Raw genomic sequence first — 24,620 nt, 5'->3', positions numbered from 1 at the left:
GCCTAGCACCACGGTGCACGCACCGCAATCGCCTTCGGCGCAGCCCTCCTTGGTGCCCGTGCAGCGCGCGTCCTCGCGCAGGTACTGCAGCACGGTGCGGGTCACGGGGGCATCGGCGACCTCCTGGACCTGGCCGCGGTGGTAAAAGCGGATGGTTTGCGTCTCCATGGTGTCTTCTCTCTTTGTGATGGGGGCAAACATAGCACTGGTGCCGATGATGCAATATTCGGCCCAGGTGATATGCCCCATCAAGAGGGGAGAGCGTTGCACGGCTGACGAGGAGTGCGGCAGCCGGATTTGACCAATGACGGGGTGCCTGACATACACTATGCGCCGTTCCCACCCCCCACGCCACCGGCTGCCATGCGCGCCTGGCGCCCCCTCGCCATGCACGGACGCGACCATCTCGATACCTATTTGCTGCGGGTGCTGCACACGCTGCTGACCGAGCAGAGCGTGACCCGCACCGCAGTCCGGCTCGGTCAGTCGCAGCCCGCTATCAGCAATACGCTCAAGCGGCTAAGGGAAATCACCGGGGATGCCATCCTGGTGCGCGGCAAGAGCGGCATGGTGCCGACCGAGCGCGGCCGTGAGCTGCTGCAACTGGCCGAGCAGAGCCTGGCGGCCATGGACCGCATCGCCCGGCCGCCCCAGCATTTCGACCCCGCCACCACTACCCGTACCTTCCACCTGGGGGCGCCGGACTACCTGGACGCCTTCTTCCTGCCCAATATCGTCGAGCGTGTGCGCCGGCTTGCGCCCGGCGCCAAGCTGTTCGTGCACCCGATGACGTCATCGAGCGACTTCCTCGACAGCCTGGAACAAGGGCAGCTCGACATCGTGGTCGGCAACTGGCTGTCGCCGCCGGAACATCTGCATATCTCGCCGCTGTTCGACGATGAGGTGGTGTGCATGCTGGGGGCGCAGCATCCGTTGGCGCGCAAGGGGCTGACCCTCAAGCATTACCTGGAGATGCCTCATCTTGCGCCCGCGCCCTATGCTTCGATGCAGCGCAGCATGATTGACCAGGCGCTGGCTGAGCAGGGGTACAAGCGCAATATCCAGGTTACGTTGCCGTATTTCGGGCTGGTGCCGTATGTGCTGATGAAGACCGATATGGTGTTCACCACGGGGCGGCAGTTTGCCGCGCACTATGCGCAGTACCTGCCGTTGAAGATGGTGCCTTCGCCGGTGGTGTTTCCGCGGATGCGGTTTTATCAGCTTTGGCATGAGCGGTGTCATGCTGCGCCGGATGTTATGTGGATGCGGAGGATGATTGCTGAGGTGGCGGGGGAGTTGCCGGTTTTGCCGCAGTTGGTTAGGGAGGGGTAGGGGGGTTTAATTGAGGGTGGTTTTTGAACCCAAGGGCAGAACAGTTGGCGTGTTGTTGGGTGTTTGGGGTTTTGTTTGGGCGGTGTTGGTTGTTGTACCCAACAGCGTACGACAACCCCCTGCGGGGGATGCCGGTCACTCTTCTTTGCTTCGGCAAAGAAGACTAACGAGAAGAAAGCCGACCCTGCCGGGGGCAGAGCAATCAGACGATTTGGCGGCAGTGATTCCGTCGTGCGGGCAGTGGCTTCGGCTGGCATGTCCTACCGGTTTCAACGGCGATAGCGCTGCGGGYCACACGGGTTTCGTGGTGCGGCCCCCGATGGCGGGCGCCCTGCCCATTCACCCATCTGCCGTTCGCGGGGCAACGGGCCACGATTCTTCGAGGCTTACTGTTTCGTGGTTTGTCTCTGGCGGCAAGCGCGGCGATTGTTCGGTCCCTGCCGTTCGCGGTGGCGAACGCCGCGCAACTTTTCAATAATGGGTTTCGTGRTGGGCGCGGTGGCCCCCCCGCTCAACCTGCGGCCTCGCTCACGAAGTGGTAGCGAACCGCCAACACCATCACCCTATGCTTCCGTGTTCGCTGACCGGGCCACGGTCCCCACCACGAAACGACGAAGCTGGCGTCCAGCCATAGCCAGCGCCGGTACGGCAGGGTGTCAAATGGCACGGTATTCGCCGTGAGAGACAAAACCACGAAACCAGCAAGGCACGATACGCTGCAGCAATTCGCGTCGCGAACGGCAGATGTGGGAGCGGGCACCGCGCACGAGGTCAGGGGCCCCACCACGAAACCCATGGGTCATGCGATTTCACGGCCCTTCGAGCCGGCAAGGCACGCCAGCCAACACTCAGGGCCGTACGACGAAACCACCGAGCCTCATAGGCCTGATTGCTCTGCCCCCGGCAGGGTCGGCTTTCTTCTCGTTAGTCTTCTTTGCCGAGGCAAAGAAGAGTGACCGGCATCCCCCGCAGGGGGATGTCGTACGCAGTTGGGTACAACAACCAACACCGCCCAAACCAATTCCCAATCCCGCAAAAAGAGCCAACGGTTGCGTTCCTCCTAACCCCCCCACCGTCACTTCCCCTTGTAACTAGGAAAAAACAACTGCTCCCCCTCCACCTTGTAAGCCGCAATAGCATCCTGCCCCTCCTTGGAGGTAACCCACTCCACCAGCTTCATCGCATCCGCATAGTTGGTCCCCGGATGCTTAACTGGATTAACAGCAATCACCCCATATGGGTTGAACATTTTCGGATCGCCCTCCAGCAAAATGGCCAGCCCCGTCTTGGCGCGATACGCGCCATAGGTGGCCCGGTCCGACAGGGTATATCCCGGCATCTGCGCCGCCATGGTCAACACCTCCCCCATCCCGAGCCCCGCACTCACATACCACGGCTGCCCCTTGGGCTCGATGCCGGCCTGCTTCCAGTAATCCTTCTCCATCACGTCGGTGCCGGAATTATCGCCACGCGAGATGAACTTGCTGCCGGCCGCAGGAATCTTCTTGAAGCCCGCGATAACGTCTTTCTCGCCCTTCAGCCTGGCCGGGTCGCCGGCAGGCCCAACCACGATGAAGTCGTTGTACATCACGTCGCGGCGATTAACCCCGTAGCCCGCGGCCATGAATTCGTCTTCCATCTTGCGCGCGTGCACCAGCAGCACATCGACGTCGCCCATCTCGCCCATCTTCATCGCCTTGCCCGACCCCACCGCGATCACCTTCACCGTGACGCCGCTCTTTTGCTCGAACTTCGGCAGCAGGAATTTGAGCAGGCCCGAGTTCTCGGTGCTGGTGGTGGTAGCCAGCTTGAGTTCGCCGGCGAGCGCGCCAGTGGCGCCGCTCAGCGTGACCAGGCAAACCAAGCCCAGGGAAGCGGCGGTACGGCCAGAGATGTGATGAAAAAGGCAAGAGATGGTTGAGCCCGGCATGGTCGCTCCGTGTCTTATGTTTTTAGAAACAGAATTGCCACCAACTCACAGGATCGGTGAGAATGCGGCGAATACCGTGGAAATCAAGGCATTCGATTGTCGATGAGCCACATCTCTAAAGTAAATATGAAAAGCGTTTCATATGACATTCCGCTTTGATCTGTTTCCGGTAGTGGCCGTGGATGACAATCCACGCTCCAACGGCAAGGTGTTCCAGCTGCTCAAGGCCGTGCGCGAGACCGGCTCCCTGCATCGCGCGGCACGCGAGATCGGGCTGTCCTACCGGCATGCCTGGGGCGTGATGCGGTCGTGGGAGGAGATGCTCGGGCGCAGCATGCTGGACATGGAGCGTGGCCGGGGTGCCACGCTGACGCTGTTCGGCGAGCGTTTGCTGCGCGCGGAAGGGCGCCTGCGTGAATCCATCGATCCGATCGTGCAGAAGGCGATGGTGGATTTCCTGGCGGATCTCGACGATGCCGCCCAGCCGCAGACCCGCATCCGTTTTTCCGGCAGCCACGACCCCGCCATGGAGGTCCTGGCGGACGCGCTGCATGACGAGCCGGGCGGCCTGCAGCTCGATACTGTGTTCTGCGGCAGCGTGGAGGGCCTGATCTGCCTGCAGGAGCGGCAGTCCGAGGTGGCCGGCTTCTACGTTTCGCCGATCCAGACCGCCGGCTCGGTGGCGCATGTGACGCTGCGCAAATGGCTGCGTCCGGCTGCCGTGCGCTTGATCCGGCTCGCCTGGCGCGAGCAGGGCCTGATCGTGACGCCCGGCCTGGCGCGCCAGATCCGCGACCTGCGCGACCTGGCCCGTACCCGGGCGCGCTTCGTCAACCGGCAGCGCAGTTCGGGCACGCGCATGCTGTTCGACCAGTTGCTGGCCACCCACGGCCTCTTTCCGGACCAGATCGTCGGTTACGAAACCCCCGAATTCAGCAACGAAAAAGTGGCTGAAGCGGTGCATGCCGGCAGCGCCGAGGTGGGGTTCGGCCTGCGCATGAATGCCGAGGCCCATGGGCTGGCCTTCGTGCCGCTGACGCGCGAGGCGTACTACCTGGCGCTGCGCAAGAACGACCAGATCGCGCCTTGGGCGCACGCGCTGCTGGCGCGGATGGCGGATCCTGCCTTCGCGCGCCGTATCGAGGCCTTGCCGGGCTACACCATGGCCGAGCCCGATGGCATCCTGACGCCCCAGCAGGCACTCCCCTGGTACGGCCCCGACGGCAAGGAAGGCAGCTGACGCCGGTGCCGGGCCAGGGCCGGTTTCCGGCCGCTTGCGTGCCCGCGTATTAAACTGCAGTCATGGGCGGGGCTACATGCCGGCCGCCCTGACCCTGCAAGGAGTGCCATGCTAGAAACGGCCGCGTTGGCTGCGGGCTTGTCCTGGACCAGCGGATTTCGCCTCTACCTGGCCGTCTTCACGGCCGGCGCGCTGGGCCGCGCCGGCTGGCTGCACCTGCCACCCGGCCTGCAGGCGCTTGAGTCGTGGTGGGTGATCGYGCTGGCCGCGGTGCTGGCCYTGGCCGAATTCGTGGCCGACAAGGTACCCGGCTTCGATTCCTTTTGGGACACCATCCAGACCTTTATCCGCATTCCCGCCGGTGCGATCCTGGCCGCCGCGGCGTTCGGACAGCTTGATCCGCAGTGGATGGTCGCCGCCGGGCTGGTGGGCGGCACCCTGGCCGGTACCGCCCACGCTGCCAAGGCCGGCACGCGCGCGCTGATCAATGTATCCCCGGAACCGTTTTCGAACTGGGCTGCCTCACTTAGCGAAGATGTAGCCGCCAGCAGCGGATTGCTGCTGGCGTTTTTCCTGCCGGTGGTCTTCCTGGTGGTGCTGGCGCTGTTGTTGCTGGTGGCGGTGTGGCTGCTGCCCAAGCTGTGGCGCGGCGTGCGCCGCTTGCGCGATGCCCTGGCCAAGCGTGCGCCGGCCACTGCGCCGGCCGGGCGCCAGCCCAGGCACTAGTGCCGCCATAATCTGGCCCTGATCCGGTTGGCGAGTGTCCGCCAGCCATCCGCCGTCAGCATGGCGAGGCGCCCGGACCTGCTGTTTTGCCGCTTGCTGTTTTGCCGATATCTCCCGATATCATCGATACCCGCGCGGCCTGCCCGGCAGGCCGCCATGATGCTCGTGCACGGACAAGAGATAACTGATCCATGTCTTCAGAACCCGCTTCCCGGACTGTTCCCGCCATCGCCGCCGCCATGCCGTCCGGCGCCAGCCCGGCGCGCTTCTCGCCCTGGCGCCAGGCGCTGCGCATGGCGCGGCGCGACTGGCGCGCCGGCGAACTGAACCTGTTGCTGTTCGCGCTGGTGCTGGCCGTCGCGGCGCTCAGCAGCGTGGGCTTCCTGGCCGACCGCATGCGGCTCGGGCTGGAGCGCGATGCGCGCCAGATGATCGCCTCCGATGTGCTGATCGTGTCCGACCAGCCGTTCGATGCCGTCTTCGCCGGCCACGCCGCCCAGGCGGGCCTGGTCACGACGCAGACCGTCACCTTTCCCAGCATGGCGAGCGCGCGCGCGCCGGCCAAGGCAGCCGCGCAGGGCACGGCCGGCGCGGTGCCAGCGGAGGCCGCTTCGCAACTGGCCGCGCTCAAGGCCGTTGGCACCGGTTACCCGCTGCGCGGGCAGGTCAAGGTGGCGGGTGAGCGTGGCGGGCCGGATGCGCCAGCCACCGGCATTCCTGCGGCAGGCACGGTCTGGGTGGACGAGGCCTTGCTCGATTCGCTCGGCGTGGCCTTGGGCGACACCATCCAGTTGGGCAGTCGCGGTTTTCGCATCGAACGCATCATCACGCAGGAACTGGACCGCGGTGCCGGCTTCATGAACTTCGCGCCGCGTGTGATGCTGCCGCTGTCGGACCTGGAGTCCACCGGGCTGGTCGGCTGGGGCAGCCGGGTCACATACCGCCTGCTGGTAGCCGGCCCCGACGCCGCCGCGCAGGCCTATCAGCAGTGGGCAGTCGCCGAGATCGACAAGCGCGCGCTGCGCAACACCCGTGTCGAGTCGCTCGAATCCGGCCAGCCGCAAATGCGCGCCACGCTGGATCGTGCCGAACGCTTCCTGTCGCTGGTGGCGGTGCTCTCGTCGATGATCGCGGCGGTGGCGATCGCCATGTCGGCGCGCCGCTATATGCAGCGCCATACCGACGCCTGCGCGGTTTACAAGTGCATGGGCCTGTCGCGCCGCGAGATCCTGCTGGCCTTCGGGCTGGAGTTCCTGCTGCTGGGCATCGGCGGCGCGGCCGCCGGCGTGGCGCTGGGTTACCTGGCGCACTACGGGCTGCTGCTCTCGCTGGGCAACCTGCTTACCGTGACGTTGCCGCAGCCCTCGGTCCTGCCGGCCGTGGTGGGCTTGCTGGCGGGCATCGTCCTGCTGGCTGGCTTTGCGCTGCCGCCGCTGCTGGCGCTGACCGGGGTGCCGCCGCTGCGTGTCCTGCGACGCGACATCGGCGCGCCGCCTGTGTCGACCTGGATCGCCTACGGGCTGGGCCTTGGCGCCTTCGTGGCGCTGCTGCTGGTGGCCGCCCGCGATCTCAAGCTGGGGCTGACCACCGCCGGCGGCTTCGTGGCCGCGGGCGCCGTGTTCGCCTTGCTGGCCCTTGGCTTGCTGATCTTGCTGGCCCGGCTGATGCGCGGCGGCCGCCTGGCGCGCGGCAGCGTGGGCTGGCGCTTCGCGCTGGCGGTGCTGGAGCGCCGCCGCGGCGTCACGGTGCTGCAGACGGTCGCGCTGGCGGTGGGCCTGATGGCGCTGCTGCTGCTTGGCATGACGCGCAACGACCTGATCTCCTCATGGCGCAACGCCACGCCGGCGGACGCGCCCAACCGTTTCATCATCAATATCCAGCCCGACCAGCGCGCGCCCCTGACCGGCATGCTGCAGCACGCCGGCATCGACGACCTGCTGTACCCGATGGTGCGCGGACGCCTGACGCATATCGCCGGCCAGCCGGTGCGCGCCGAGCGCTTCCCGGATGGCCGTGCCCGCAACCTGGTCGAGCGCGAGTTCAACCTGTCCTATACCGACGCGCTGCCGGCTGGCAACCGCGTGGTGGCGGGCAASTGGCTCGGCGGCGGCAAGGCCGGGGCCTCGGTGGAGGAGGGCATCGCCAAGACGCTGGGGATCCGGCTGGGTGATACCTTGCGCTTCGATGTGGCCGGGCAGTCGGTGGAGGCGCCGGTGACGTCGCTGCGTAAGCTGGACTGGGGCTCGATGCGGGTGAACTTCTTTGTCATCCTGCCGCCCGCCGCCATGCAGGGCATGCCGCAGACCTACATCACCGCCTTCCACCTGCCGGCCCGGCAGGCCGCGCTGGGCAACCAGCTGGTGGCGGCATTCCCGAACATTACGGTGGTCAACACCGACCTGATCCTGCGCCAGATCMAGGACGTGCTCGACCAAGTTATCGCGGCAGTGGAGTTCCTGTTTGTATTCACGCTGGCGGCCRGTGTCACCGTGCTCTACGCGGCGCTGTCCGGCGCGCGCGACGAGCGCAAGCGCGATGCCGGGCTGCTCAAGGCGCTGGGCGCGTCCGCGGCGATGGTGCGGCAGACCCAGTACGCCGAGTTTCTGGTGGTGGGTGGCCTGGCGGGCCTGCTGGCCAGCCTGGGCGCGATTGCCGTGGGCTGGGGGTTGTCGCAGTTCGTATTCGATTTCCCGTTCCGCTTCAATGGCTGGATCGTGCCCGCCGGCGTGTTTTCTGGCATGCTGTGCGCTTTCGCGGGCGGCTGGCTGGGTTTGCGCGAGGTGCTGCGGCAGCCTGCGCTGGCCACGCTGCGCGAAGCCTGAGCGGTTTCCGCGCCGCTCGTGCAGCCCGTGCCTCAAGAATTTCCGAGTGTCTTATGAGTACCGAATCCAAACCTGAAGAATCCGCCGCCACCGAAGTCACCGCCTATGCGCTGATCGGCGGCGAGGCGCGCGTGCGTGAACTCGTCGATCGTTTCTACGACCTGATGGATCTCGAAGCCGAGTTCAAGGGGCTCCGTTCCATGCATCCCGCCTCCCTGGATGGCTCGCGGGACAAGCTGTTCTGGTTCCTGTGCGGCTGGCTGGGCGGCCCCAATCACTTTATCGAGCGCTTTGGCCACCCGCGCTTGCGCGCGCGCCATATGCCGTTCGAGATCGGCACCAGCGAGCGCGACCAGTGGATGCGCTGCATGGCGCTGGCCATGCAGGACGTGGGCCTGCCCGAAGACTTGCAACTGCGCCTGATGCAGGCCTTCTTCGGTACCGCCGACTGGATGCGCAATGTACCGCGTTGACGGCAATGCGCCATCGATCGGGCTATCCGCCAATACGCCATGACCAATACGAATCTCGACGCTGTCACTGACTTGCCCACCGACGCCGGGCGCGTGCTTGATTTCTGGTTTGGCGCGGCCGGCTCGCCAGAGTGGAACAGTTCGCGCGCGCAGTGGTTCACCAAGTCCGATGACTTCGACGCCACCATGCGCGCAGCCTTCCTGCCGCTGTGGGAAGCGACGCACGCCGGCGCCCATGCCGGCTGGGTGCAAACTCCCGAGGGTGCCTGCGCGCGCATCGTGGTGCTGGACCAAGTACCGCGCAACGTCTTTCGCCGCGATCCGCGCAGCTTCGCCTCTGACGCGCAGGCGTTGGCGACGGCCCGCCAGATGGTGGTGAGCGGCGCCGATCGCCTGCTGCCAACGCCATTCCATCGCATGTTCTGCTATATGCCGTTCGAGCACTCCGAAGCGCTTGCCGACCAGGACATCGCCGTGCAGCTGATGACAACGCTGCGCGAGGAGAGCGAGGGCAGGGTGGACGTGGTCGAGTGGGCGATCAGGCACCGTGCGGTGATCGGGCGCTTCGGACGCTTTCCGCATCGCAATGCAGTGCTGGGGCGGCGGGATACGGAGGAAGAGAGCGCTTTCCTGAGGGGGCCGGGCTCATCGTTCTGATAGAGACCGTACAACGCCATTGTGCTGGCCAAAAGCCCCTTTTTTATAAAAGATTGACGACTAACTTTTCTTGGGAAAAATCTGATTATTGGCGCGAAAATTCTCCGTCGAAACGCCCCGCAGGCACGGCTGTCGCATGCCGGGCAAGAGCAATCTTTCCGATGGGAGTCGGATGCATCGTTCTGAGCGGACCCGGACGATGCTACTGCCCCGGCTTCAAGACCAGCCGCACCAACTCGATCCAGTACGCAGCGCCCAGCGGCAGGATCTCGTCATTGAAATCGTAGTACGGGTTATGCAGTGGCGGGTTGTCCCCCTCTCGCGCGGCGCCGAGGAACACATACGCGCCCGGACATTGCTCCAGCATATAGGCGAAATCTTCCGATCCCGTGCGCGGCAGGCAGTTCGTATCGACGCGCGGCGCACCCACCACCCGGCGCGCCGCGCTGGCCGCCATCTCCATCTCCCGCTCCGTGTTCACACAGGCAGGATAGCCCGCGAAATAACGCAGTTCGATCTTCGCCCCCGAGGCCATGGCGATGCCTTCGCAGACCGCGCGCATGCGTGCCTCGGCCCTGGCGCGCGTGGACGCCCGGAACGAGCGGCAGGTGCCGCGCAGCACTACCTGCTCGGGAATCACGTTCCAGGTGTCGCCACCGTGGATCTGCGTGACGCTGACGATCAGCGAATCCACCGCGCTGACATTGCGGCTGACGATGGCCTGTAGCGCCGCCACCAGTTGCGACGAGACCACGATGGGATCGATACCCGCCTCGGGCTGTGCCGCGTGGGAGCCTTTGCCGACGATGGCGATCTCGAAGGTATCGGAGTTGGACGTCATCGTCCCGGTCCGCGTGGAGAACGTCCCCAGTGGCAGGTTGGGCGAGTTGTGCAGTGCGAACACCGCGTCGCAGGGAAACTGCTCGAACAGGCCAGCCTCCACCATGACCCGCCCGCCCCCCTCGTTTTCTTCCGCCGGCTGGAAGATGAAATGCACGGTGCCGCTGAAGCCCTCGTCCTGCGACAGGTAGTGCGCAGCGCCCAGCAGCATGGCCGTATGGCCGTCATGGCCGCAGCCATGCATCTTGCCATGGATTGCGGAGCGATGCGGCGCATCGCCAAGCTCATGCATATCGAGGGCGTCAAGATCGGCGCGCAGGCCGATAGTGGGGCCGGTGCCGCGCCGCAAGGTGCCGACCACGCCGGTTCCGGCCAGCCCCTGATGCACTTCCAGGCCCATGTTCGCCAGCGCTTGCGCGGCCAGCCGCGAGGTGCGGTGCTCGGTGAACGCGGTTTCGGGGTGCGTGTGAATATCGTGCCGCCACGCCTGCATCCGGGCCAGCAGTTCCTCAGGTAGTGGGCCCGAAAGCGGGGCCAGGGTCGGGGGCGTGAGGGTCATGATGCGGCGTCTCCGGCAAAAGTGAGGGAAAAGTGAGGGAAAACGCCGATTCTCAGTCTTGCCGACCGTTGGAATCATGACAATCGAATACCCGGAACGTTGTGCCGCATGCAACGATACTTGCCTGTGCAAAAGAGGCGGCGCCAGCCGCCCGCGAGGAGTGAATGTTGGAAGACGTATTGGATCGCAGGCGCGCTCTGTGCCTGCTGCAGATCATCGAGACCGGCAGCGTGCGCGGCGCGGCCGAGGTGCTGGGACTGGATCCGTCGGTTGTGAGCCGCGCGGTCGCCAAACTGGAGAAGGATGCCGGCCTGACGCTGCTGGAGCGCTGTGGCCGTGGCGTGGTCGCCACCGATGCCGGGCACATGATGGCGCTCTTTGCGCGGCGCCAGCAGGACCTGCAGGACACCTTCCTGGCGGAGGTGAATAACCTGAAGAACGCGCGCGGCGGGCATGTGAACCTGGTGTTTGGCGAGGGCTTTGTTGACCTGCTGCTGGAACCGGTGCTGCAGGGCTTCATGCGCAAATATCCCCAGGTGACCTACGGCATGCAGGTGGCGGGCACCGATGACACCGTGCGCGCCATCGTGGACGACGTAGCGCATATCGGCTTCGCTTTCCAGCCGCCCAACGACGTGCGCCTGCGCTCGCACTTCTCGCGCGCCTCGCCGATCCGGGTGCACGTGCGCCGCGACCATCCGCTGGCGAAGTCGCGCAAGGCGCTGAAGCTTTCCGACCTTGCCCCGCATGCCGGCGCCACGCTGGTGGAGTCGTTCGGCGTGCGCAAGCATATCCAGGCCGCCGAGCTGGACGAGCACATCAGCCTCAAGCCGATGCTGGTCACCAATTCCTTCAAGGTGCTGTGGGAGTTCGCTGCGCTCGGGCTTGGCTTTATCATGACGCCGCGCTCGGTGCCGCTCAAGGGCGCACAGTTCAAGCAACTGGTCTCGTTGCCCCTGGCCAATCCCATCCTCAACAACAGCCGCAACCACATCATTACGCGCGCCGGGCGCCATCTCTCGCCCGCGGCGAGCAATATGCTGCGCCATGTGGTGAAGGACTTTCCGGAGGTCTGATGCGGACGGCGTGCTTCGGGAATCGTTGCGTTGCGTGCAACGATTTCACCCTCTCTTTGTCATTGCTGCGGCCAGAATGCCATTGCTAGACTGGCGGCGCCGGATTGGCTAGGGCCGCCGTGCACAAAAACTAAAAAGCCAGAGACAAAGATGGAGGGAACGATGAACAGCTTGATGCCCGGCAGCGGATGGAACCGGCAAGGGGCGCGCGGTGCGATGCGATGGCTGGCGGCCGTGCTCGGCATGGCGTGCATCGCCTTGCCGGCACTCGCCGAGGGCCCTGCCTATCCCACGCTCAAGCCGGTATCCCTGGTGGTGCCATATCCTGCCGGCGGCGCGAGCGACGTTTCCGCGCGCATCTTCAGCGAACCCATCAGCCGGGCGCTTGGCCAACAGGTACTGGTCGAGAATGTGGCGGGCGGCACCGGCGTGCTGGGCGCCATGCGCGTGCTGAACAGCCCGCCGGACGGCTACGCCATGCTGCATGGCTCCGCCAACGAAGTCATCCTGACGCCGCTGCTGAACGCGTCCGCCAAATACAAGCCCGAGGACTTCCGGCTGGTGCAGCCCATCACCGAGGCCACCATCGTGCTCCTGGTGCGCGGTGACCTGCCGGCCAGGACACTGGATGAATTCGTCGAATTGGCACGCAAGCCGGGCGCCAAGCCGCTCACGTATGGCAGCGTTGGCGTTGGCTCGCTTTACCACGTGCTGACGGAATATATGGGCCAGCGCACCGGCGCGAAATTCCTGCACGTGCCCTACAAGGGCGCCGCGCCCGCGCTGCAGGACCTGGCCGGTGGCCAGGTCGACTTCGCGGTGCTGCCCTATCAGGTCAGCATGGATGCCATGGCCAAGCAGGGCCGGATCAAGGTGGTGAGCAGTTTTTCCAAGACGCTGCCCGCGCAGTTGCGGCATATCCCGACCCTGCGGGACAGCAAGCTGCTGTCGGATTTCGAGTACGTGATCGGTGGCGGCTATTACGTGCGTAAAGGCACGCCCGACGACGTGGTGCGCAAGCTGCGCCTGGCTATCGGCCAGGCGCTGGCCCAGCCGGAGCTGCGGGCCCGGCTGGAGTCGGAAGGGCGCACGGTGATGCGCTCGGGCAGTGAACAGGAGGCCGAGGCTTGGCAGGCAGCGCAGCTGAGCCGCTATCGCGGCATGGTGAATGCGCTTGGCCTCAAGCCGATGTAGTCCCCGGCGGCCGGAGTCCGGCCGCCGGGAGCATCATCAGGTCTCCTCGCGCTTCTCCTGCCACTTGTCCACCAGCAAGCGCGGCGCGTTGGCGAGCTTGTCGAGGATGCCTTCGGGCGTAGGCGCCACATGCAGCAGGTCATTGTGGACCTGCTTCAGGAAGCCTTCGTCCACGGCGTGTTGCATGAAGCCGAGCATGCTGTCGTAGAAGCCCGCCACATTGAGCAGCCCCACCGGCTTGGCGTGATAGCCCAGCTGCAGCCAGGTGAAGGTCTCGAACAGTTCCTCGAAGGTGCCGACACCGCCAGGCATGGCGATAAAGGCATCGGCGCGGTCGGCCATCATCTGCTTGCGCTCGTGCATGTTGCGCACCACGTGCAGCTCGGTCAGGCCGCGGTGGCCGACTTCCTTTTGCATCAGCGCATCGGGAATGATGCCGATCGCGGTGCCGCCGTGTGCCAGCACGGCATCGGCCACGATACCCATCAGCCCGACCTTGCCCCCGCCGTAGACCAGCGCCAGGCCACGCTCGGCCAGGAGCTTGCCCATGTTGCGCGCCGCGGCGGCGTATTCGGGGCGGTTGCCGGGGCTGGAGCCGCAATAGATACAAACGGACTTCACTTTTTCTCCTTTGCTGTTTGTGCCGCCTTGGCGGCGGCGTATTCCTGGGCCAGCACGTCGAACGCCTGGCGGGCCTTGCCGCGCAGGTAAGGGGCGAGGATCGAGAAGATGTGATAACTCGCGCCGTGCAGGTAGCCGCGAATCTGTTCGGGATCGTTGTACTGGCGCGGATGCTGGACGAACTGGAATGACAGCCAGTAAGTGGCTACCACTACCATATTGGTACAGATGGCATCGACCTGCTCGGGCGTGGCTTCCATCTCGCCGTCTTCCTGGAACTGCCGGCAGATCTCCATCGCAAAGCGCTTTTTCTGCTCGACGATGCGCTTGAAGTTGGTCTCAAGCATGCGGTTGCGCGCCAGCAGGTCGTTGATGTCGCGGTAGAGGAAGCGGTAAGTCCACATGAACTCCGCCATGTACTGCAGGTAGCCCCAGCTCTCGTCCAGCGTGGCCTTGCGGTCGTTGGGCATCTTGAGGCGGCGCTCCATCTCCTGCTCGAACAGCACGAAGATGGAGTTGATGATGTCGTCCTTGTTGCGGAAGTGATAGTAGAGATTGCCGGGGCTGATCTCCATGGCTTCCGCGATGGTCGTGGTCGTGACGTTGGGCTCGCCCAGTTCGTTGAACAGGCGCAGGGAGACGTCTAGGATGCGGTCCCGGGTGCGGCGGGGGCCGGTTTGCTGTTTGGGTTCCATGGGCGACCGGGCGAGCGGCAATTCGGTAAGTTGAAGGCGATTATAAGCAATCACCGTTTGCCGCAATGCCGTATCGTCCACGGACGCCCTGTCTGACGTCGGAATCGCCCACCCTCAGGCTGCCAGCGCCCGCAGCCAGTCCACCACGATCGGTCCGGCAATGGCGAGCCAGGTGCCGCCGCACAGCACCAGCGCCAGCATCACCGCGGCGCTGCCGAAGTCCTTGGCGCGCTTGGACAGGCTGTGGCGCTCCAGCGAGATGCGATCGACCGCAGCTTCCACGCTGGAGTTGAGCAACTCCACAATGAGCACGAGCAGCAAGGTGCCCAGCAGCAGGATGCGCTCGACAATGCCGACTGGCAGCAGCAGGGCGCAGGGAGTCAGGATGGCCACCAGCGTCAGTTCCTGGCGGAATGCGCTCTCTTCCAGCACCGCATAGCGCAGGCCGGACAGCGAATTGATGCCGGCATGCCAGGCCCGTGCCAGGCCGCGATTGCCTTTGTGGGGATTCTGCTCAATCGTGTAGTCGTTGTTCGGCGAGTCCTGGGCTGGCGCCGAGGTCTGGGGCGCTGGCGGGCGGTGCGGGTCGGACGGCGGGCGATGCGGAGTCGGCATGTTCGGAAGTGGTACGTGCGGCGTTGCCGTTCAGCGCCGCGCGCACGGCCGGCAGTGGCTGCAGGTGAGTCAGGAACTGCTCGGAGGCGGCACGCCACGAGAACCGCTCGGCATGGGCGCGGGCGGTGGCACGGTCGATGCGCAGCGCCTCCAGGCAAGCTTCGCGCAAGTCTTCGTGCATCACCCCGGCGCCGCTGTCGCCAAGCACATCGATCGGCCCGGTCACCGGATAGGCGGCCACCGGCAGGCCGCTGGCCAGCGCTTCGAGCAAGACCAGCCCGAACGTATCGGTGCGGCTGGGGAATACGAAGACGTCGGCTGAAGCATACACCTTGGCCAGTTCCTGCTGGCTCAGCACCCCGAGGTAGCTGGCACCCGGATAGCGCGCACGTAGCGACGCCAGTGCCGGCCCGTCGCCGACCACCCACTTGGAGCCCGGCAGGTCCAGCGCGAGAAAGGCCTCGACGTTTTTTTCCACGGCGACGCGGCCCACATAGAGAAAGATCGGGTGCGCCGTGTTGAGCACGTTGACCTGCTGCGCGGTGAACACATCCAGGTCGACGCCGCGGGTCCACAGTACGCCGTGCGTGATGCCGAATCTGCGCAGGTCCTGCAACACCACGGGTGTCGGTGCCATCACCGCGCGCGCCGGGCCGTGGAACCAGCGCAGGAAGCGATAAGTCCACGCCAGCGGGATGCCGAAGCGCGCCTGCACGTACTCGGGGAAGCGCGTGTGGTATGCCGTGGTGAAGGGCAGCCGCTCACGGATCGCATGGCGGCGCGCCGCCAGCCCCAGTGGTCCCTCGGTGGCAATGTGCAGGGCGTCCGGCGCGAAGGACCGGATACGCTCCCTGACCTTGGCGCCGGCAAAAAGGGACAGCGCGATCTCGGGATAGGTCGGGCAAGGAATGGTGCGGAATTCCTGCGGGGTGATCAGTTCCACCGTGTGTCCCATCGCGATCAGCTCGCGGCGGGTGGACTTGAGTGTGCGCACCACGCCATTGACCTGCGGCTCCCAGGCATCGGTGACGATCAGGATCTTCATGCGTGCTCCTTGCGGCCGGGCCGCGTGGGTGACGGGCCCCGGCGGCGCCAGGGCGATCAAGTTGATTGGCGAGCGCATCGAGCCGCGTCAGGCCGTGGCGGTGGCGCGGCGGCTGGCCGTGGCCGGTGCATCGAGCAGGGTGGTCCAGTAGACGATCTGCAGCTCGCCGTCCTGGGTTTCCACCAGGGCGGACAGGCTCTCCACCCAGTCGCCGTCGTTGCAGTAGAGCTGGCCGTCCACCTCGCGGATCTCGGCCTTGTGGATATGGCCACACACCACGCCGTCGCAACCGCGCCGGCGCGCTTCGTCCACCATCGCCTGCTCGAACGAGTTGATGTAATTCACCGCGTTCTTGACCTGGTGCTTCAGGTATTGCGACAGCGACCAGTACGGGAAGCCGAGACGGGCACGGATGCGGTTGAAGTGGCGATTGATGGCCAGGATCAGCGTGTAGAGCGAGTCGCCCAGGTAGGCCAGCCAGCGCGCGTGCTGCACCACGCCATCGAACAGGTCGCCATGCACCACCCACAGCCTGCGGCCGGCGGCGGTGACGTGGATGGCGTCTTCGCGCACCGTGATGTCGCCGAAGGCGAGGCCGTCGAACTGGCGCGCCACCTCATCGTGGTTGCCTGGCACGTAGATCACCTCGGTGCCCTTGCGCGCCTTGCGCAGCAGCTTCTGCACCACGTCGTTGTGGCTTTGCGGCCAGTACCAGCCGCGGCGCAATTGCCAGCCGTCGATGATGTCGCCGACCAGGTAGAGCTGGTCCGATTCATTGTGCTTGAGGAAGTCGAGCAGGTAGTCGGCCTGGCAGCCGGGCGTGCCGAGATGGATGTCCGACAGCCAGATGGCACGGTAATGGCGGATCGGGTGGGAAGGGTGCGGGGTTTGGACTGTGGTGTCCGGCGGGGCGGCGGGGGCGGGAGAGGTGGCGGTACGCGCGGGAGGCCGTTGCTGCAAGGTACTGCCCGGTGGCATGAATGCGGCCAGCGCGGCGGGCAGGGATTGAGACTCGGCGGTGCGGCTGCCCAGCAGATACATGGCCTTGGCCAGACGTCCGCAGGCAGAACGAAGAGCTTGAACCATGGTGGCCCCGGTAGCGACGATGGCTGCATTGGGCCAGCAGCGCGTGACGGAGCAGTGACGGAAACATGAACGTCATATGACCGTTGCGAGGATGCCATGCGCGATGAGGGACGCTGCGTGCCGGGCTTGGGCTTCAAAAAACCAGCGCCGTACAAGAAACGGCGACAGCCCTTGGCTGCAAAGGCCAACAGTGCCGAAATCGAAACCCGGCAACGTCCGCCGGCGGCTCAGGCCGCCGGCGCCACCGCCGACAACTGCGCAAGCGCGCGCAACACGGCCTGCGTGGCCTGCGGGTGCCGCAACAGGCTGACATGGCCGATGGCGGCCAGGGGAACGTGATGGGCGCCTTCCAGCCAGGACGTGCCGGCCGGGCCCGCGATGGAGTCGTGCCAGCTGAAGATCGACACCAGCGCGGCGCGCTGGCGGGGCGTTTCCCGCGCAGCCAGCGCGCGCAGCCAGGCGCTGCCGCAGCGCATCTGGCGCGCGTTGAAACCGCCGCCGTAGCGGGCCAGCGCGCAGCCGTGGTGCGGGGTGCCCAGCGTGACGATGCCGCGGCACGGCGGCGGCGCCCCCCTGCCGGCCAGCGCGGCACGCGCGGCCAGGCCGCCCATGCTGTGGCAGAGCAGCAGCGGAGGCTGGCCGGTGGTGGCGGCGATGCGTGCCATGGCGGCGCTTACTTCGAGGGCATAGTGATCGATGTCGCCGAAGACCGGGTCCAGGTCGATCGCCTCGCAGTGATAGCCGGCCTCCGCAAGGGCGGGCTGCATATCGAGCCAGACCGCGTGGTTGCAGCCGTAGCCGTGCACCAGCAGCAGCGGCGGACGCGAACTCGGCGCATTGGCCGGGCGCAGGCGCCGGTGCGAACAGAATGGCTGCAGCCAGTTGAACATGCGGAACACAGCGGCGTATTCGCGCAAGTAGCAGGCCAGCGCCCGCGGCAGCGTCAACGGCGACGGCCGGGTGTCCAGCAAGGCGTGCGGGAGCGGCGGGCGGGTCTCGGCGGGCTCGCCGATGCCGCGCAGGGAAATGGCAAAGGCGCCGGCGACGGCCAGCCCCAGCACCGCCAGCACCACGCCGATGCCGGCCAGCAGGGCTGGGGCAAGGGACCAGTCATACCAGTCATGGAGTGCGGTGGCGCAGCCCAGTGCTGCGGCGGCCTGCAATGCCACCGCGGTGCGGCGCAAGGCGGCGGCCGACAGGTTCATGGCTTGGGCGGGCGCAGGTCGGTCAGGCGGGTGCGGGCGAGGCGGTCGTGCAGGAACTGCCGCCTCGGGTCCAGCCAGGCCAGCAGGATCCAGAGCAGCAGTCCGGCGCACAGCACGCCGATGAAGGGGCCCTTGACGAGGCCGAGGAAGTGGCCGGCCGCCGCCGAAGGTGGCAGCCACAGCCATGCCAGCAGGTAGCGCAGCGCCGCCTGCGGCCAGCGCGGGGGCGTTCCCGCGGCCGTCTCCACGCGCATGCGCCAGGTCTGCATGGCCAGGGTCTGGCCGTTGCGCTGCCAGAACCAGACGAAATAGCAGCCCAGCACCAGGAAGCTCCAGCATTGCATGGTGAAGCGGCCATCCAGGCCCAGTTGCTGCAGCCCAGGGCGCGCCAGCAGGTAGAGCCCGGTAGAGGCGCTCAGCACGCCGAACAGCAACACGCCCTCGTACAGCATGCAGGCGATGCGGCGGCGGATCGTCGGCGCCTGGCCGGGCCCCACGGGGCTGGCTGGCGCGGCGGATGCAGCCGGCTTGGCGTTGGACTTGGGCGTGGTGACGGCAGGCATGGCGATCAGACGGGAAAACGGCGGGGTCCGGCGCCGGCTCGGCGGTGATGCCTGAGCGGGCAGCGCGCCGCCTGGTAAATAAGGCTRCCGGATGATGGGATCCGGGGGGATCCCATGACTCCCAAGTCATTCGCGGCAGCGGCGTCCACGGCGAGCCGGGCGGCGAAGCAGGGCCGCCAGGCTGGAAACAAGCGCGGCTGGGGCAGCACAAGCGGCATTATGCCAAAAGCCGGGATCGTCAGGGTATGGCAGTACGGGCAGCGCTACCGCAGGTTCTCAGCGGCGCACCGGCTCGTCGGGGCTGGCGGCACTGCTGGCGGCGGCTTCGGTGGCGGCCTCRCGCGGGGTGTCCGTCGCCGGGGCCGCGGCGACCGCCGTCGGGGTGGATTGGGGCTCAGGCGCCGGTGGGGCGGCTTTGGGTGCCGGCGTGCGCCTGGCGTTGGAGGTGGCGCTGGCCGGCGCCTTCTTTTCCAGGTGCAATTGCCGCGTGGTCTCGGCGGGCAGCCGCTTGCCCGAAGGCAGTGCGCTGACTGCGCCCGGACGGCGCGGCACCTTCTCGGCCGCCGCCAGGTTCTTCTTCTGCTCTTCCGGCAACTGCTGGTACTTGTCCCAGGCTTCGGCCTTCTTCTGGGCCGGCACCGATCGCGTGATCTGGTAGTTTTCGCGGGCCAGGCGGCGTTGCTGGGGTGTCATCTTGACCCATTCGGTCATGCGCGTCTGCAGGCGTGCCTGTTCGGCGGGCGAAAACTTTGGATAGCGCTCTGCGATCTGCAGCCATTTCCGCCTGTTCAACTCGGGGAAGGTGTTCCACTCCCCGGCCAGCGGCTCCAGAACGCGCTGCTGCACGGGGTTGAGTTCCTCCCAGGCCGGATGGGCGTTTGCGACGGCGGCGGCAGCGGGCGCGCGGCCACCCTGCGCGTGGCACGTAAGCGGCCCCAGGTACAAAGTGACGGCGGCAGCCATCCCGGCCAGCAGCAAGGCTGCCAGCCGCCGGCGCGGTGCGTCGGGGTTGAGGTGGGCGCTGGTCATGTTACTGGCCGCGCTTCAGGAACACGTGGAAGCCTTGGTCGGCATAGGCTGTGGGCGGGAGATCGTCGAGCAGCATGGCGGCATCCACATCCGCGAGCTCATCGACGCGCTGCTGCTGCTGCCAGTGGTAAATGCCGATCAGTCCGGCGGCCAGGGCCACCAGCGTCCACACCAGTCCGAGGCGGCGCAGCCATGCGCCTGCGCGATGCAGCGGCGAGTCATCCTCGTCGAAGGAGACCGTGTGCATCCCGGCCGTGGCCAGTTGCGGCGCGGCAACGGCGGCCTGCGCCTTCTTGCGGGACAGCGCTATCCGCCGCGCGGCGGCGAGCCGGTCGGTCACATTGTCGGGCAACGTATTCGCCGAGGCATCCAGTGCCGTGCGAATCTCGTGTGCCAGGCGGCGTTCGTTGATTTCTTTTTCGTTTCTCGTGCTCATAGTCGGACCCCCCGCGCTCGCAATGCCTGCGCCAGTGTGTGCGTGGCACGGGAACAGTGCGTCTTGACGCTGCCTTCGGAGCATCCCATGACAGCAGCCGTTTCCGCGACGTCCATATCCTCCCAGTAACGCATCAGGAAGGCTTCGCGTTGACGTGCCGGCAAGCGCTGGATCTCCTGTTCGATGATGTGCATGGTCTGGGCGCGCTCGACCTTGTCGGCGCTGCTCTCGGCGGATTCGGTGCCGATCTCGGCCTCGAAAGTGTCGAGCAGGTCATTATCCTCGCCTTCGCGGTCGTCGCGCAGGTTGGAGAACAGCGTGACCCAGGTATTGCGCACTTTCTGGCGGCGGAACCAGTCGTGGATGGTGTTTTGCAGTATGCGCTGGAACAGCGGCGCGAGTTCCGCGGCGTTCTTGTCGCCATATTTTTCGGCGAGCTTGATCATCGCGTCCTGGACAATGTCCAGGGCGGCTTCGTCGTCGCGCACCGCAAACACGGCCTGCTTGAAGGCGCGCCGCTCGACGCTGGCGAGAAAGTCGGATAGTTCCTGATCGGTAGCCATGCAGGCGGGGTACAGACGGTGGGGCCTTGGCCGACGGATGTGCAGGAAACGGCTTCTTGCACGTCCAAAATGGTGGGATGCTAGCAAATAACCCCCCCTGTGACCATCCTTGTTCTCTCTTGTGGTCATTCAGGCGCGGGGTAGGTATTGGGTAGCGCGTTCCCGAATCTTGCGCGAAGCCCCCGGGATGAAAAAAGCCCGTAGACCAGCCTGATCCAATACAGTATCATCGCTGGTTCACACGACATCAGTGGTTGTCTCATCCGGCCGCTTATGAGGCGGTCTTCCATGCAGACGCGCACCGCTTGAACCCGTGCCACAAGCCCGGCAGAGAGCATCCGAACAATTTTTTGCCGAAAATTGCAAAGGACTGAAATGAACATGCCCAGCGCGGAATTCCACRCAGACAGCAATTCATCTGCCGCACCCGAAATGATCGGGGCGGAAATTCTCGTTCACGCACTTGCCGAAGAAGGCGTCGAGTACGTCTGGGGCTACCCCGGCGGCGCAGTGCTGTATATCTACGACGAGTTCTACAAGCAAAAGAAGATCGAGCACATCCTGGTGCGCCACGAGCAGGCCGCGGTTCATGCCGCAGACGGCTATGCGCGTGCGACCGGCAAGGTGGGCTGCGCCCTGGTGACCTCCGGTCCCGGCGTCACCAATGCGGTGACGGGCATTGCCACGGCCTACCTGGACTCGATCCCGATGGTGATCATCACCGGCAATGTGCCGACGCACGCCATCGGGCAGGATGCTTTCCAGGAATGCGACACGGTCGGCATCACCCGCCCCATTGTCAAGCACAACTTCCTGGTCAAGGACGTCCGCGATCTCGCTTCGACCATCAAGAAGGCGTTCTATATCGCCGCGACCGGCCGTCCTGGCCCGGTTGTCGTCGATATTCCCAAGGACGTTTCCCGCAATTCCTGCAAGTACGAGTACCCCAAGTCGATCGACATGCGCTCGTACAGCCCGGTGAACAAGGGCCATTCGGGCCAGATCCGCAAGGCGCTCGCGCTGTTRCAGGGCGCCGAACGTCCGTTCATCTACGCAGGCGGCGGGGTGGTGCTGGCCAACGCCAGCGAGGAGCTGCGCCAGCTTGCCGCGCTGACCGGCCATCCGGTCACCAACACGCTGATGGGTCTCGGCTCGTTCCCTGGCACCAGCAAGCAGTTCGTCGGCATGCTCGGCATGCACGGCACGTATGAAGCCAATATGGCCATGCAGAACTGCGACGTGCTGATTGCCATCGGCGCCCGTTTCGACGACCGCGTGATCGGTAATCCGGCTCACTTCACCTCGCAGCCGCGCAAGATCATCCATATCGACATCGATCCGTCTTCCATCTCGAAGCGGGTCAAGGTCGACATTCCCATCGTGGGCCACGTCAAGGATGTGCTGCAGGAACTGATCGCGCAGCTGCAGGCCAGCGACGTGAAGCCCAAGCGCGAGGCCCTGGCCAAGTGGTGGGAGCAGATCGAGCAGTGGCGTTCGGTGGACTGCCTCAAGTACGACCGCGAATCCGAGATCATCAAGCCGCAGTACGTGGTGGAAAAGATCTGGGAACTGACCCACGGCGACGCCTTTGTCTGCTCGGACGTGGGCCAGCACCAGATGTGGGCCGCGCAGTTCTACAAGTTCAACGAGCCGCGCCGCTGGATCAATTCCGGCGGCCTGGGCACGATGGGCGTGGGCCTGCCGTACGCGATGGGCATCAAGAAAGCCTTCCCCGAGAAGGAAGTGGTGACCATCACCGGCGAAGGCTCGATCCAGATGAACATCCAGGAACTGTCGACCTGCCTGCAGTACGACACCCCGGTGAAGATCTGCGCGCTCAACAACCGCTATCTCGGCATGGTGCGCCAGTGGCAGGAAATCGAGTACGACAACCGCTACTCGCACTCCTACATGGATGCGCTGCCCGACTTCRTCAAGCTGGCCGAGGCCTATGGCCATATCGGCATGCGCATCGAAAAGACGGCCGATGTCGAGCCCGCCCTGCGCGAAGCGTTCCGCCTGAAAGACCGTACCGTGTTCCTTGATTTCCAGACCGACCCGACTGAAAACGTGTGGCCGATGGTGCAGGCCGGCAAGGGTATCTCCGAAATGCTGCTTGGCGCGGAGGACCTGTAATGCGACATATTATTTCGGTCCTGCTGGAAAATGAACCCGGCGCGCTGTCGCGCGTGGTTGGCCTGTTCTCGGCGCGCGGCTACAACATCGAGACGTTGACGGTGGCACCCACCGAAGACGCTTCGCTGTCGCGCATGACCATCGTCACCAGTGGTTCGGACGACGTGATCGAGCAGATCACCAAGCACCTGAACCGCCTGGTGGAAGTGGTCAAGGTGGTGGACCTGACCGAAGGCGCGCACATCGAGCGCGAGCTGATGCTCGTCAAGGTGCGCGCGGTGGGCAAGGAGCGCGAGGAAATGAAGCGCACCGCCGACATCTTCCGCGGCCGCATCATCGACGTTACCGAGAAGACCTACACCATCGAGCTGACCGGCAACGGCGGCAAGCTGGATGCCTTCCTCGACGCCATCGACCGCGCCGCCATCCTCGAGACCGTCCGTACCGGCGGCTCGGGCATTGGCCGCGGCGAGCGCATCCTGAAGGTCTGAACCCGATTGCRGTATCCAGCGGCGGCGCCGGTGCCGGCACTAGCCGGGCGGTAGCCGCCAACCCGACACACGAAAACGAAAGATCGAAGGAATTATCATGAAAGTGTTTTACGACAAGGACGCCGACCTCTCCCTGATCAAGGGCAAGAACGTCACCATCATCGGCTACGGCTCGCAAGGCCACGCCCACGCGCAGAACCTGAACGACTCCGGCGTCAAGGTGACGGTCGGCCTGCGCAAGAGCGGCGCATCGTGGAACAAGGCCGTCAACGCTGGCCTGCAAGTCAAGGAAGTGGCCGACGCCGTCAAGGACGCCGACGTTGTCATGATCCTGCTGCCGGACGAGCAGATCGCCGACGTGTACAAGAACGAAGTGCATGACAACATCAAGCAAGGCGCAGCGCTGGCCTTCGCCCACGGCTTCAACGTGCACTACGGTGCCGTGATCCCGCGCGCCGACCTCGACGTGATCATGATCGCGCCGAAGGCCCCGGGCCACACCGTGCGCTCGACCTACKCSCAAGGYGGCGGCGTGCCSCACCTGATCGCCGTGCAYCAGRACAAGTCCGGCGCCGCCCGTGACATCGCSCTGTCGTACGCTACCGCCAACGGCGGCGGCCGCGCCGGCATCATCGAAACCAACTTCCGCGAAGAAACCGAAACCGACCTGTTCGGCGARCAGGCCGTSCTSTGCGGCGGYACGGTSGAGYTGATCMRSGCYGGCTTCGARRYGCTGGTKGAAGCCGGCTACGCGCCGGAAATGGCYTACTTCGAGTGCCTGCACGAACTCAAGCTGATCGTCGACCTGATCTATGAAGGCGGCATCGCCAACATGAACTACTCGATCTCCAACAACGCCGAATACGGCGAATACGTCACCGGCCCGCGCGTCGTGACCGAGGAGACCAAGAAGGCCATGAAGCAATGCCTGACCGACATCCAGACCGGCGAATACGCCAAGAGCTTCCTGCTGGAAAACAAGGCCGGCGCCCCGACCCTGATCTCGCGCCGCCGCCTGACGGCCGAGCACCAGATCGAGGAAGTGGGTGCCAAGCTGCGCGCCATGATGCCCTGGATCGCAAAGAACAAGCTGGTCGACCAGTCGAAGAACTAAGCTGTATTGCAGCCCGACGGCCCGCCGCTACTGACGGCGCGGGCCGCAGCCGTTCAGTATTCCGCGCAATATCCCCGCTTCGAGGGGTTATTCGGGCGGGGACTGAACGGCTTTTTGTTATCCTTGTCAGACTTTATTCCTCTATCCAAGCACTGCATGAACTATCCTCATC

General features: G+C 65.4%; 24 protein-coding genes. 11 read left to right on the top strand and 13 right to left on the bottom strand.

Features of this window, described 5'->3' with window-relative positions; genetic code table 11:
* Positions 1-168: 2Fe-2S iron-sulfur cluster-binding protein (locus tag AC1DKD_RS19370; RefSeq protein WP_477143585.1), on the bottom strand; the 168-nt coding region annotated here is incomplete at its 3' end.
* 219 nt (positions 169-387) lie between these two features.
* Between AC1DKD_RS19370 and AC1DKD_RS19365 the strand changes: the two genes are divergently transcribed.
* On the top strand, positions 388-1,332 hold the full coding sequence (locus AC1DKD_RS19365) for a LysR substrate-binding domain-containing protein (RefSeq protein ID WP_045238672.1): 945 nt from the start codon (positions 388-390) through the stop codon (positions 1,330-1,332).
* Positions 1,333-2,407: 1,075 nt separating this feature from the next.
* Here AC1DKD_RS19365 and AC1DKD_RS19360 read toward each other — a convergent pair.
* Complete coding sequence (locus AC1DKD_RS19360; protein WP_441628064.1) at positions 2,408-3,262, bottom strand: ABC transporter substrate-binding protein; 855 nt, start codon at positions 3,260-3,262, stop codon at positions 2,408-2,410.
* Positions 3,263-3,404: 142 nt separating this feature from the next.
* Here AC1DKD_RS19360 and AC1DKD_RS19355 point away from each other — a divergent pair, with 142 nt between their 5' ends.
* From AC1DKD_RS19355 to AC1DKD_RS19335, 5 genes are all read left to right on the top strand, one after another.
* Positions 3,405-4,502, top strand: coding sequence for a substrate-binding domain-containing protein (locus AC1DKD_RS19355; RefSeq protein ID WP_441628062.1), 1,098 nt, complete (start codon positions 3,405-3,407; stop codon positions 4,500-4,502).
* Positions 4,503-4,610: 108 nt separating this feature from the next.
* Positions 4,611-5,228: a DUF4126 domain-containing protein gene (locus tag AC1DKD_RS19350; protein WP_477143584.1), complete on the top strand. Its 618-nt coding sequence runs from the start codon at positions 4,611-4,613 to the stop codon at positions 5,226-5,228.
* A 191-nt stretch (positions 5,229-5,419) separates the two neighbouring features.
* Positions 5,420-8,050 (top strand): ABC transporter permease, encoded by a 2,631-nt coding sequence (locus AC1DKD_RS19345; protein WP_477143583.1) that lies wholly within the window; start codon positions 5,420-5,422, stop codon positions 8,048-8,050.
* 53 nt (positions 8,051-8,103) lie between these two features.
* On the top strand, positions 8,104-8,523 hold the full coding sequence (locus AC1DKD_RS19340; protein WP_441628056.1) for a group II truncated hemoglobin: 420 nt from the start codon (positions 8,104-8,106) through the stop codon (positions 8,521-8,523).
* Between the two features lie 39 nt (positions 8,524-8,562).
* Positions 8,563-9,180 (top strand): DUF924 family protein, encoded by a 618-nt coding sequence (locus AC1DKD_RS19335; protein WP_441628054.1) that lies wholly within the window; start codon positions 8,563-8,565, stop codon positions 9,178-9,180.
* A gap of 202 nt (positions 9,181-9,382) precedes the next feature.
* Here the strand turns inward: AC1DKD_RS19335 and AC1DKD_RS19330 are convergent, their stop codons facing one another.
* The gene (locus AC1DKD_RS19330; protein WP_477111092.1) at positions 9,383-10,579 is read right to left on the bottom strand and encodes a M20 aminoacylase family protein; all 1,197 of its coding nucleotides are present in this window, start codon (positions 10,577-10,579) and stop codon (positions 9,383-9,385) included.
* A 167-nt stretch (positions 10,580-10,746) separates the two neighbouring features.
* On the opposite strand from AC1DKD_RS19330, the gene AC1DKD_RS19325 reads away from it, so the two are divergent.
* Positions 10,747-11,655, top strand: coding sequence for a LysR family transcriptional regulator (locus AC1DKD_RS19325; protein ID WP_441628178.1), 909 nt, complete (start codon positions 10,747-10,749; stop codon positions 11,653-11,655).
* Positions 11,656-11,817: 162 nt separating this feature from the next.
* Positions 11,818-12,849, top strand: coding sequence for a Bug family tripartite tricarboxylate transporter substrate binding protein (locus AC1DKD_RS19320; RefSeq protein ID WP_441628050.1), 1,032 nt, complete (start codon positions 11,818-11,820; stop codon positions 12,847-12,849).
* 36 nt (positions 12,850-12,885) lie between these two features.
* On the opposite strand, the gene AC1DKD_RS19315 is transcribed toward AC1DKD_RS19320, so the two are convergent.
* From AC1DKD_RS19315 to AC1DKD_RS19270, 10 genes are all read right to left on the bottom strand, one after another.
* Positions 12,886-13,470 (bottom strand): LOG family protein, encoded by a 585-nt coding sequence (locus tag AC1DKD_RS19315; RefSeq protein ID WP_441628048.1) that lies wholly within the window; start codon positions 13,468-13,470, stop codon positions 12,886-12,888.
* Positions 13,467-14,165, bottom strand: a complete 699-nt coding sequence (locus tag AC1DKD_RS19310; protein ID WP_441628046.1) for a TetR/AcrR family transcriptional regulator — start codon at positions 14,163-14,165, stop codon at positions 13,467-13,469. The genes AC1DKD_RS19315 and AC1DKD_RS19310 overlap by 4 nt, the downstream gene beginning before the upstream one ends.
* Before the next feature lie 114 nt (positions 14,166-14,279).
* Positions 14,280-14,780 carry a diacylglycerol kinase gene (locus tag AC1DKD_RS19305; protein WP_441628044.1) on the bottom strand — a complete coding sequence of 167 codons (501 nt, stop codon included), beginning with the start codon at positions 14,778-14,780 and terminating at the stop codon, positions 14,280-14,282.
* Positions 14,680-15,825 carry a glycosyltransferase family 4 protein gene (locus AC1DKD_RS19300; RefSeq protein WP_441628042.1) on the bottom strand — a complete coding sequence of 382 codons (1,146 nt, stop codon included), beginning with the start codon at positions 15,823-15,825 and terminating at the stop codon, positions 14,680-14,682. Before AC1DKD_RS19300 ends, AC1DKD_RS19305 begins: the two co-directional genes overlap by 101 nt.
* An 87-nt stretch (positions 15,826-15,912) precedes the next feature.
* The gene (locus AC1DKD_RS19295) at positions 15,913-16,803 is read right to left on the bottom strand and encodes a UDP-2,3-diacylglucosamine diphosphatase (RefSeq protein ID WP_441628176.1); all 891 of its coding nucleotides are present in this window, start codon (positions 16,801-16,803) and stop codon (positions 15,913-15,915) included.
* A gap of 335 nt (positions 16,804-17,138) precedes the next feature.
* Positions 17,139-18,116 carry an esterase/lipase family protein gene (locus tag AC1DKD_RS19290; RefSeq protein ID WP_477102673.1) on the bottom strand — a complete coding sequence of 326 codons (978 nt, stop codon included), beginning with the start codon at positions 18,114-18,116 and terminating at the stop codon, positions 17,139-17,141.
* Positions 18,113-18,679, bottom strand: a complete 567-nt coding sequence (locus tag AC1DKD_RS19285) for an RDD family protein (RefSeq protein ID WP_045238162.1) — start codon at positions 18,677-18,679, stop codon at positions 18,113-18,115. The genes AC1DKD_RS19290 and AC1DKD_RS19285 overlap by 4 nt, the downstream gene beginning before the upstream one ends.
* A gap of 276 nt (positions 18,680-18,955) precedes the next feature.
* Positions 18,956-19,708 carry a DUF3106 domain-containing protein gene (locus AC1DKD_RS19280; RefSeq protein WP_477111091.1) on the bottom strand — a complete coding sequence of 251 codons (753 nt, stop codon included), beginning with the start codon at positions 19,706-19,708 and terminating at the stop codon, positions 18,956-18,958.
* 1 nt (position 19,709) lies between these two features.
* Positions 19,710-20,144, bottom strand: a complete 435-nt coding sequence (locus AC1DKD_RS19275; RefSeq protein ID WP_477111090.1) for a DUF3619 family protein — start codon at positions 20,142-20,144, stop codon at positions 19,710-19,712.
* A complete protein-coding gene (locus AC1DKD_RS19270) occupies positions 20,141-20,707 on the bottom strand; it encodes an RNA polymerase sigma factor (RefSeq protein ID WP_035868751.1) in 567 nt (188 codons plus the stop codon). The genes AC1DKD_RS19275 and AC1DKD_RS19270 overlap by 4 nt, the downstream gene beginning before the upstream one ends.
* A 375-nt stretch (positions 20,708-21,082) precedes the next feature.
* On the opposite strand from AC1DKD_RS19270, the gene AC1DKD_RS19265 reads away from it, so the two are divergent.
* The 3 genes from AC1DKD_RS19265 (at position 21,083) to ilvC (ending at position 24,448) form a co-directional block, all read left to right on the top strand.
* Positions 21,083-22,843: an acetolactate synthase 3 catalytic subunit gene (locus AC1DKD_RS19265; protein WP_477143582.1), complete on the top strand. Its 1,761-nt coding sequence runs from the start codon at positions 21,083-21,085 to the stop codon at positions 22,841-22,843.
* A complete protein-coding gene (gene ilvN, locus AC1DKD_RS19260) occupies positions 22,843-23,334 on the top strand; it encodes an acetolactate synthase small subunit (protein WP_035868746.1) in 492 nt (163 codons plus the stop codon). Before AC1DKD_RS19265 ends, ilvN begins: the two co-directional genes overlap by 1 nt.
* A gap of 97 nt (positions 23,335-23,431) precedes the next feature.
* The gene (gene ilvC, locus AC1DKD_RS19255; protein ID WP_477143581.1) at positions 23,432-24,448 is read left to right on the top strand and encodes a ketol-acid reductoisomerase; all 1,017 of its coding nucleotides are present in this window, start codon (positions 23,432-23,434) and stop codon (positions 24,446-24,448) included.
* Positions 24,449-24,620 lie beyond the last annotated feature (172 nt).

The organism is Cupriavidus sp. 05T313 (genome assembly GCF_056396665.1).
The sequence above is the reverse complement of the archived record's forward strand: the minus strand, read 5'-3'. Positions and strand labels throughout refer to the sequence as shown.

What these genes read in the sequence shown, in the direction of transcription:
- AC1DKD_RS19365 (WP_045238672.1), top strand. Translation starts at nt 388, where the DNA reads ATGCACGGACGCGACCATCTCGATACCTATTTGCTGCGGGTGCTGCAC.
- AC1DKD_RS19360 (WP_441628064.1), bottom strand. Translation starts at nt 3,262, where the DNA reads ATGCCGGGCTCAACCATCTCTTGCCTTTTTCATCACATCTCTGGCCGT.
- AC1DKD_RS19355 (WP_441628062.1), top strand. Translation starts at nt 3,405, where the DNA reads ATGACATTCCGCTTTGATCTGTTTCCGGTAGTGGCCGTGGATGACAAT.
- AC1DKD_RS19340 (WP_441628056.1), top strand. Translation starts at nt 8,104, where the DNA reads ATGAGTACCGAATCCAAACCTGAAGAATCCGCCGCCACCGAAGTCACC.
- AC1DKD_RS19335 (WP_441628054.1), top strand. Translation starts at nt 8,563, where the DNA reads ATGACCAATACGAATCTCGACGCTGTCACTGACTTGCCCACCGACGCC.
- AC1DKD_RS19330 (WP_477111092.1), bottom strand. Translation starts at nt 10,579, where the DNA reads ATGACCCTCACGCCCCCGACCCTGGCCCCGCTTTCGGGCCCACTACCT.
- AC1DKD_RS19320 (WP_441628050.1), top strand. Translation starts at nt 11,818, where the DNA reads ATGAACAGCTTGATGCCCGGCAGCGGATGGAACCGGCAAGGGGCGCGC.
- AC1DKD_RS19310 (WP_441628046.1), bottom strand. Translation starts at nt 14,165, where the DNA reads ATGGAACCCAAACAGCAAACCGGCCCCCGCCGCACCCGGGACCGCATC.
- AC1DKD_RS19305 (WP_441628044.1), bottom strand. Translation starts at nt 14,780, where the DNA reads ATGCCGACTCCGCATCGCCCGCCGTCCGACCCGCACCGCCCGCCAGCG.
- AC1DKD_RS19300 (WP_441628042.1), bottom strand. Translation starts at nt 15,825, where the DNA reads ATGAAGATCCTGATCGTCACCGATGCCTGGGAGCCGCAGGTCAATGGC.
- AC1DKD_RS19295 (WP_441628176.1), bottom strand. Translation starts at nt 16,803, where the DNA reads ATGCCACCGGGCAGTACCTTGCAGCAACGGCCTCCCGCGCGTACCGCC.
- AC1DKD_RS19290 (WP_477102673.1), bottom strand. Translation starts at nt 18,116, where the DNA reads ATGAACCTGTCGGCCGCCGCCTTGCGCCGCACCGCGGTGGCATTGCAG.
- AC1DKD_RS19285 (WP_045238162.1), bottom strand. Translation starts at nt 18,679, where the DNA reads ATGCCTGCCGTCACCACGCCCAAGTCCAACGCCAAGCCGGCTGCATCC.
- AC1DKD_RS19275 (WP_477111090.1), bottom strand. Translation starts at nt 20,144, where the DNA reads ATGAGCACGAGAAACGAAAAAGAAATCAACGAACGCCGCCTGGCACAC.
- AC1DKD_RS19270 (WP_035868751.1), bottom strand. Translation starts at nt 20,707, where the DNA reads ATGGCTACCGATCAGGAACTATCCGACTTTCTCGCCAGCGTCGAGCGG.
- ilvN (WP_035868746.1), top strand. Translation starts at nt 22,843, where the DNA reads ATGCGACATATTATTTCGGTCCTGCTGGAAAATGAACCCGGCGCGCTG.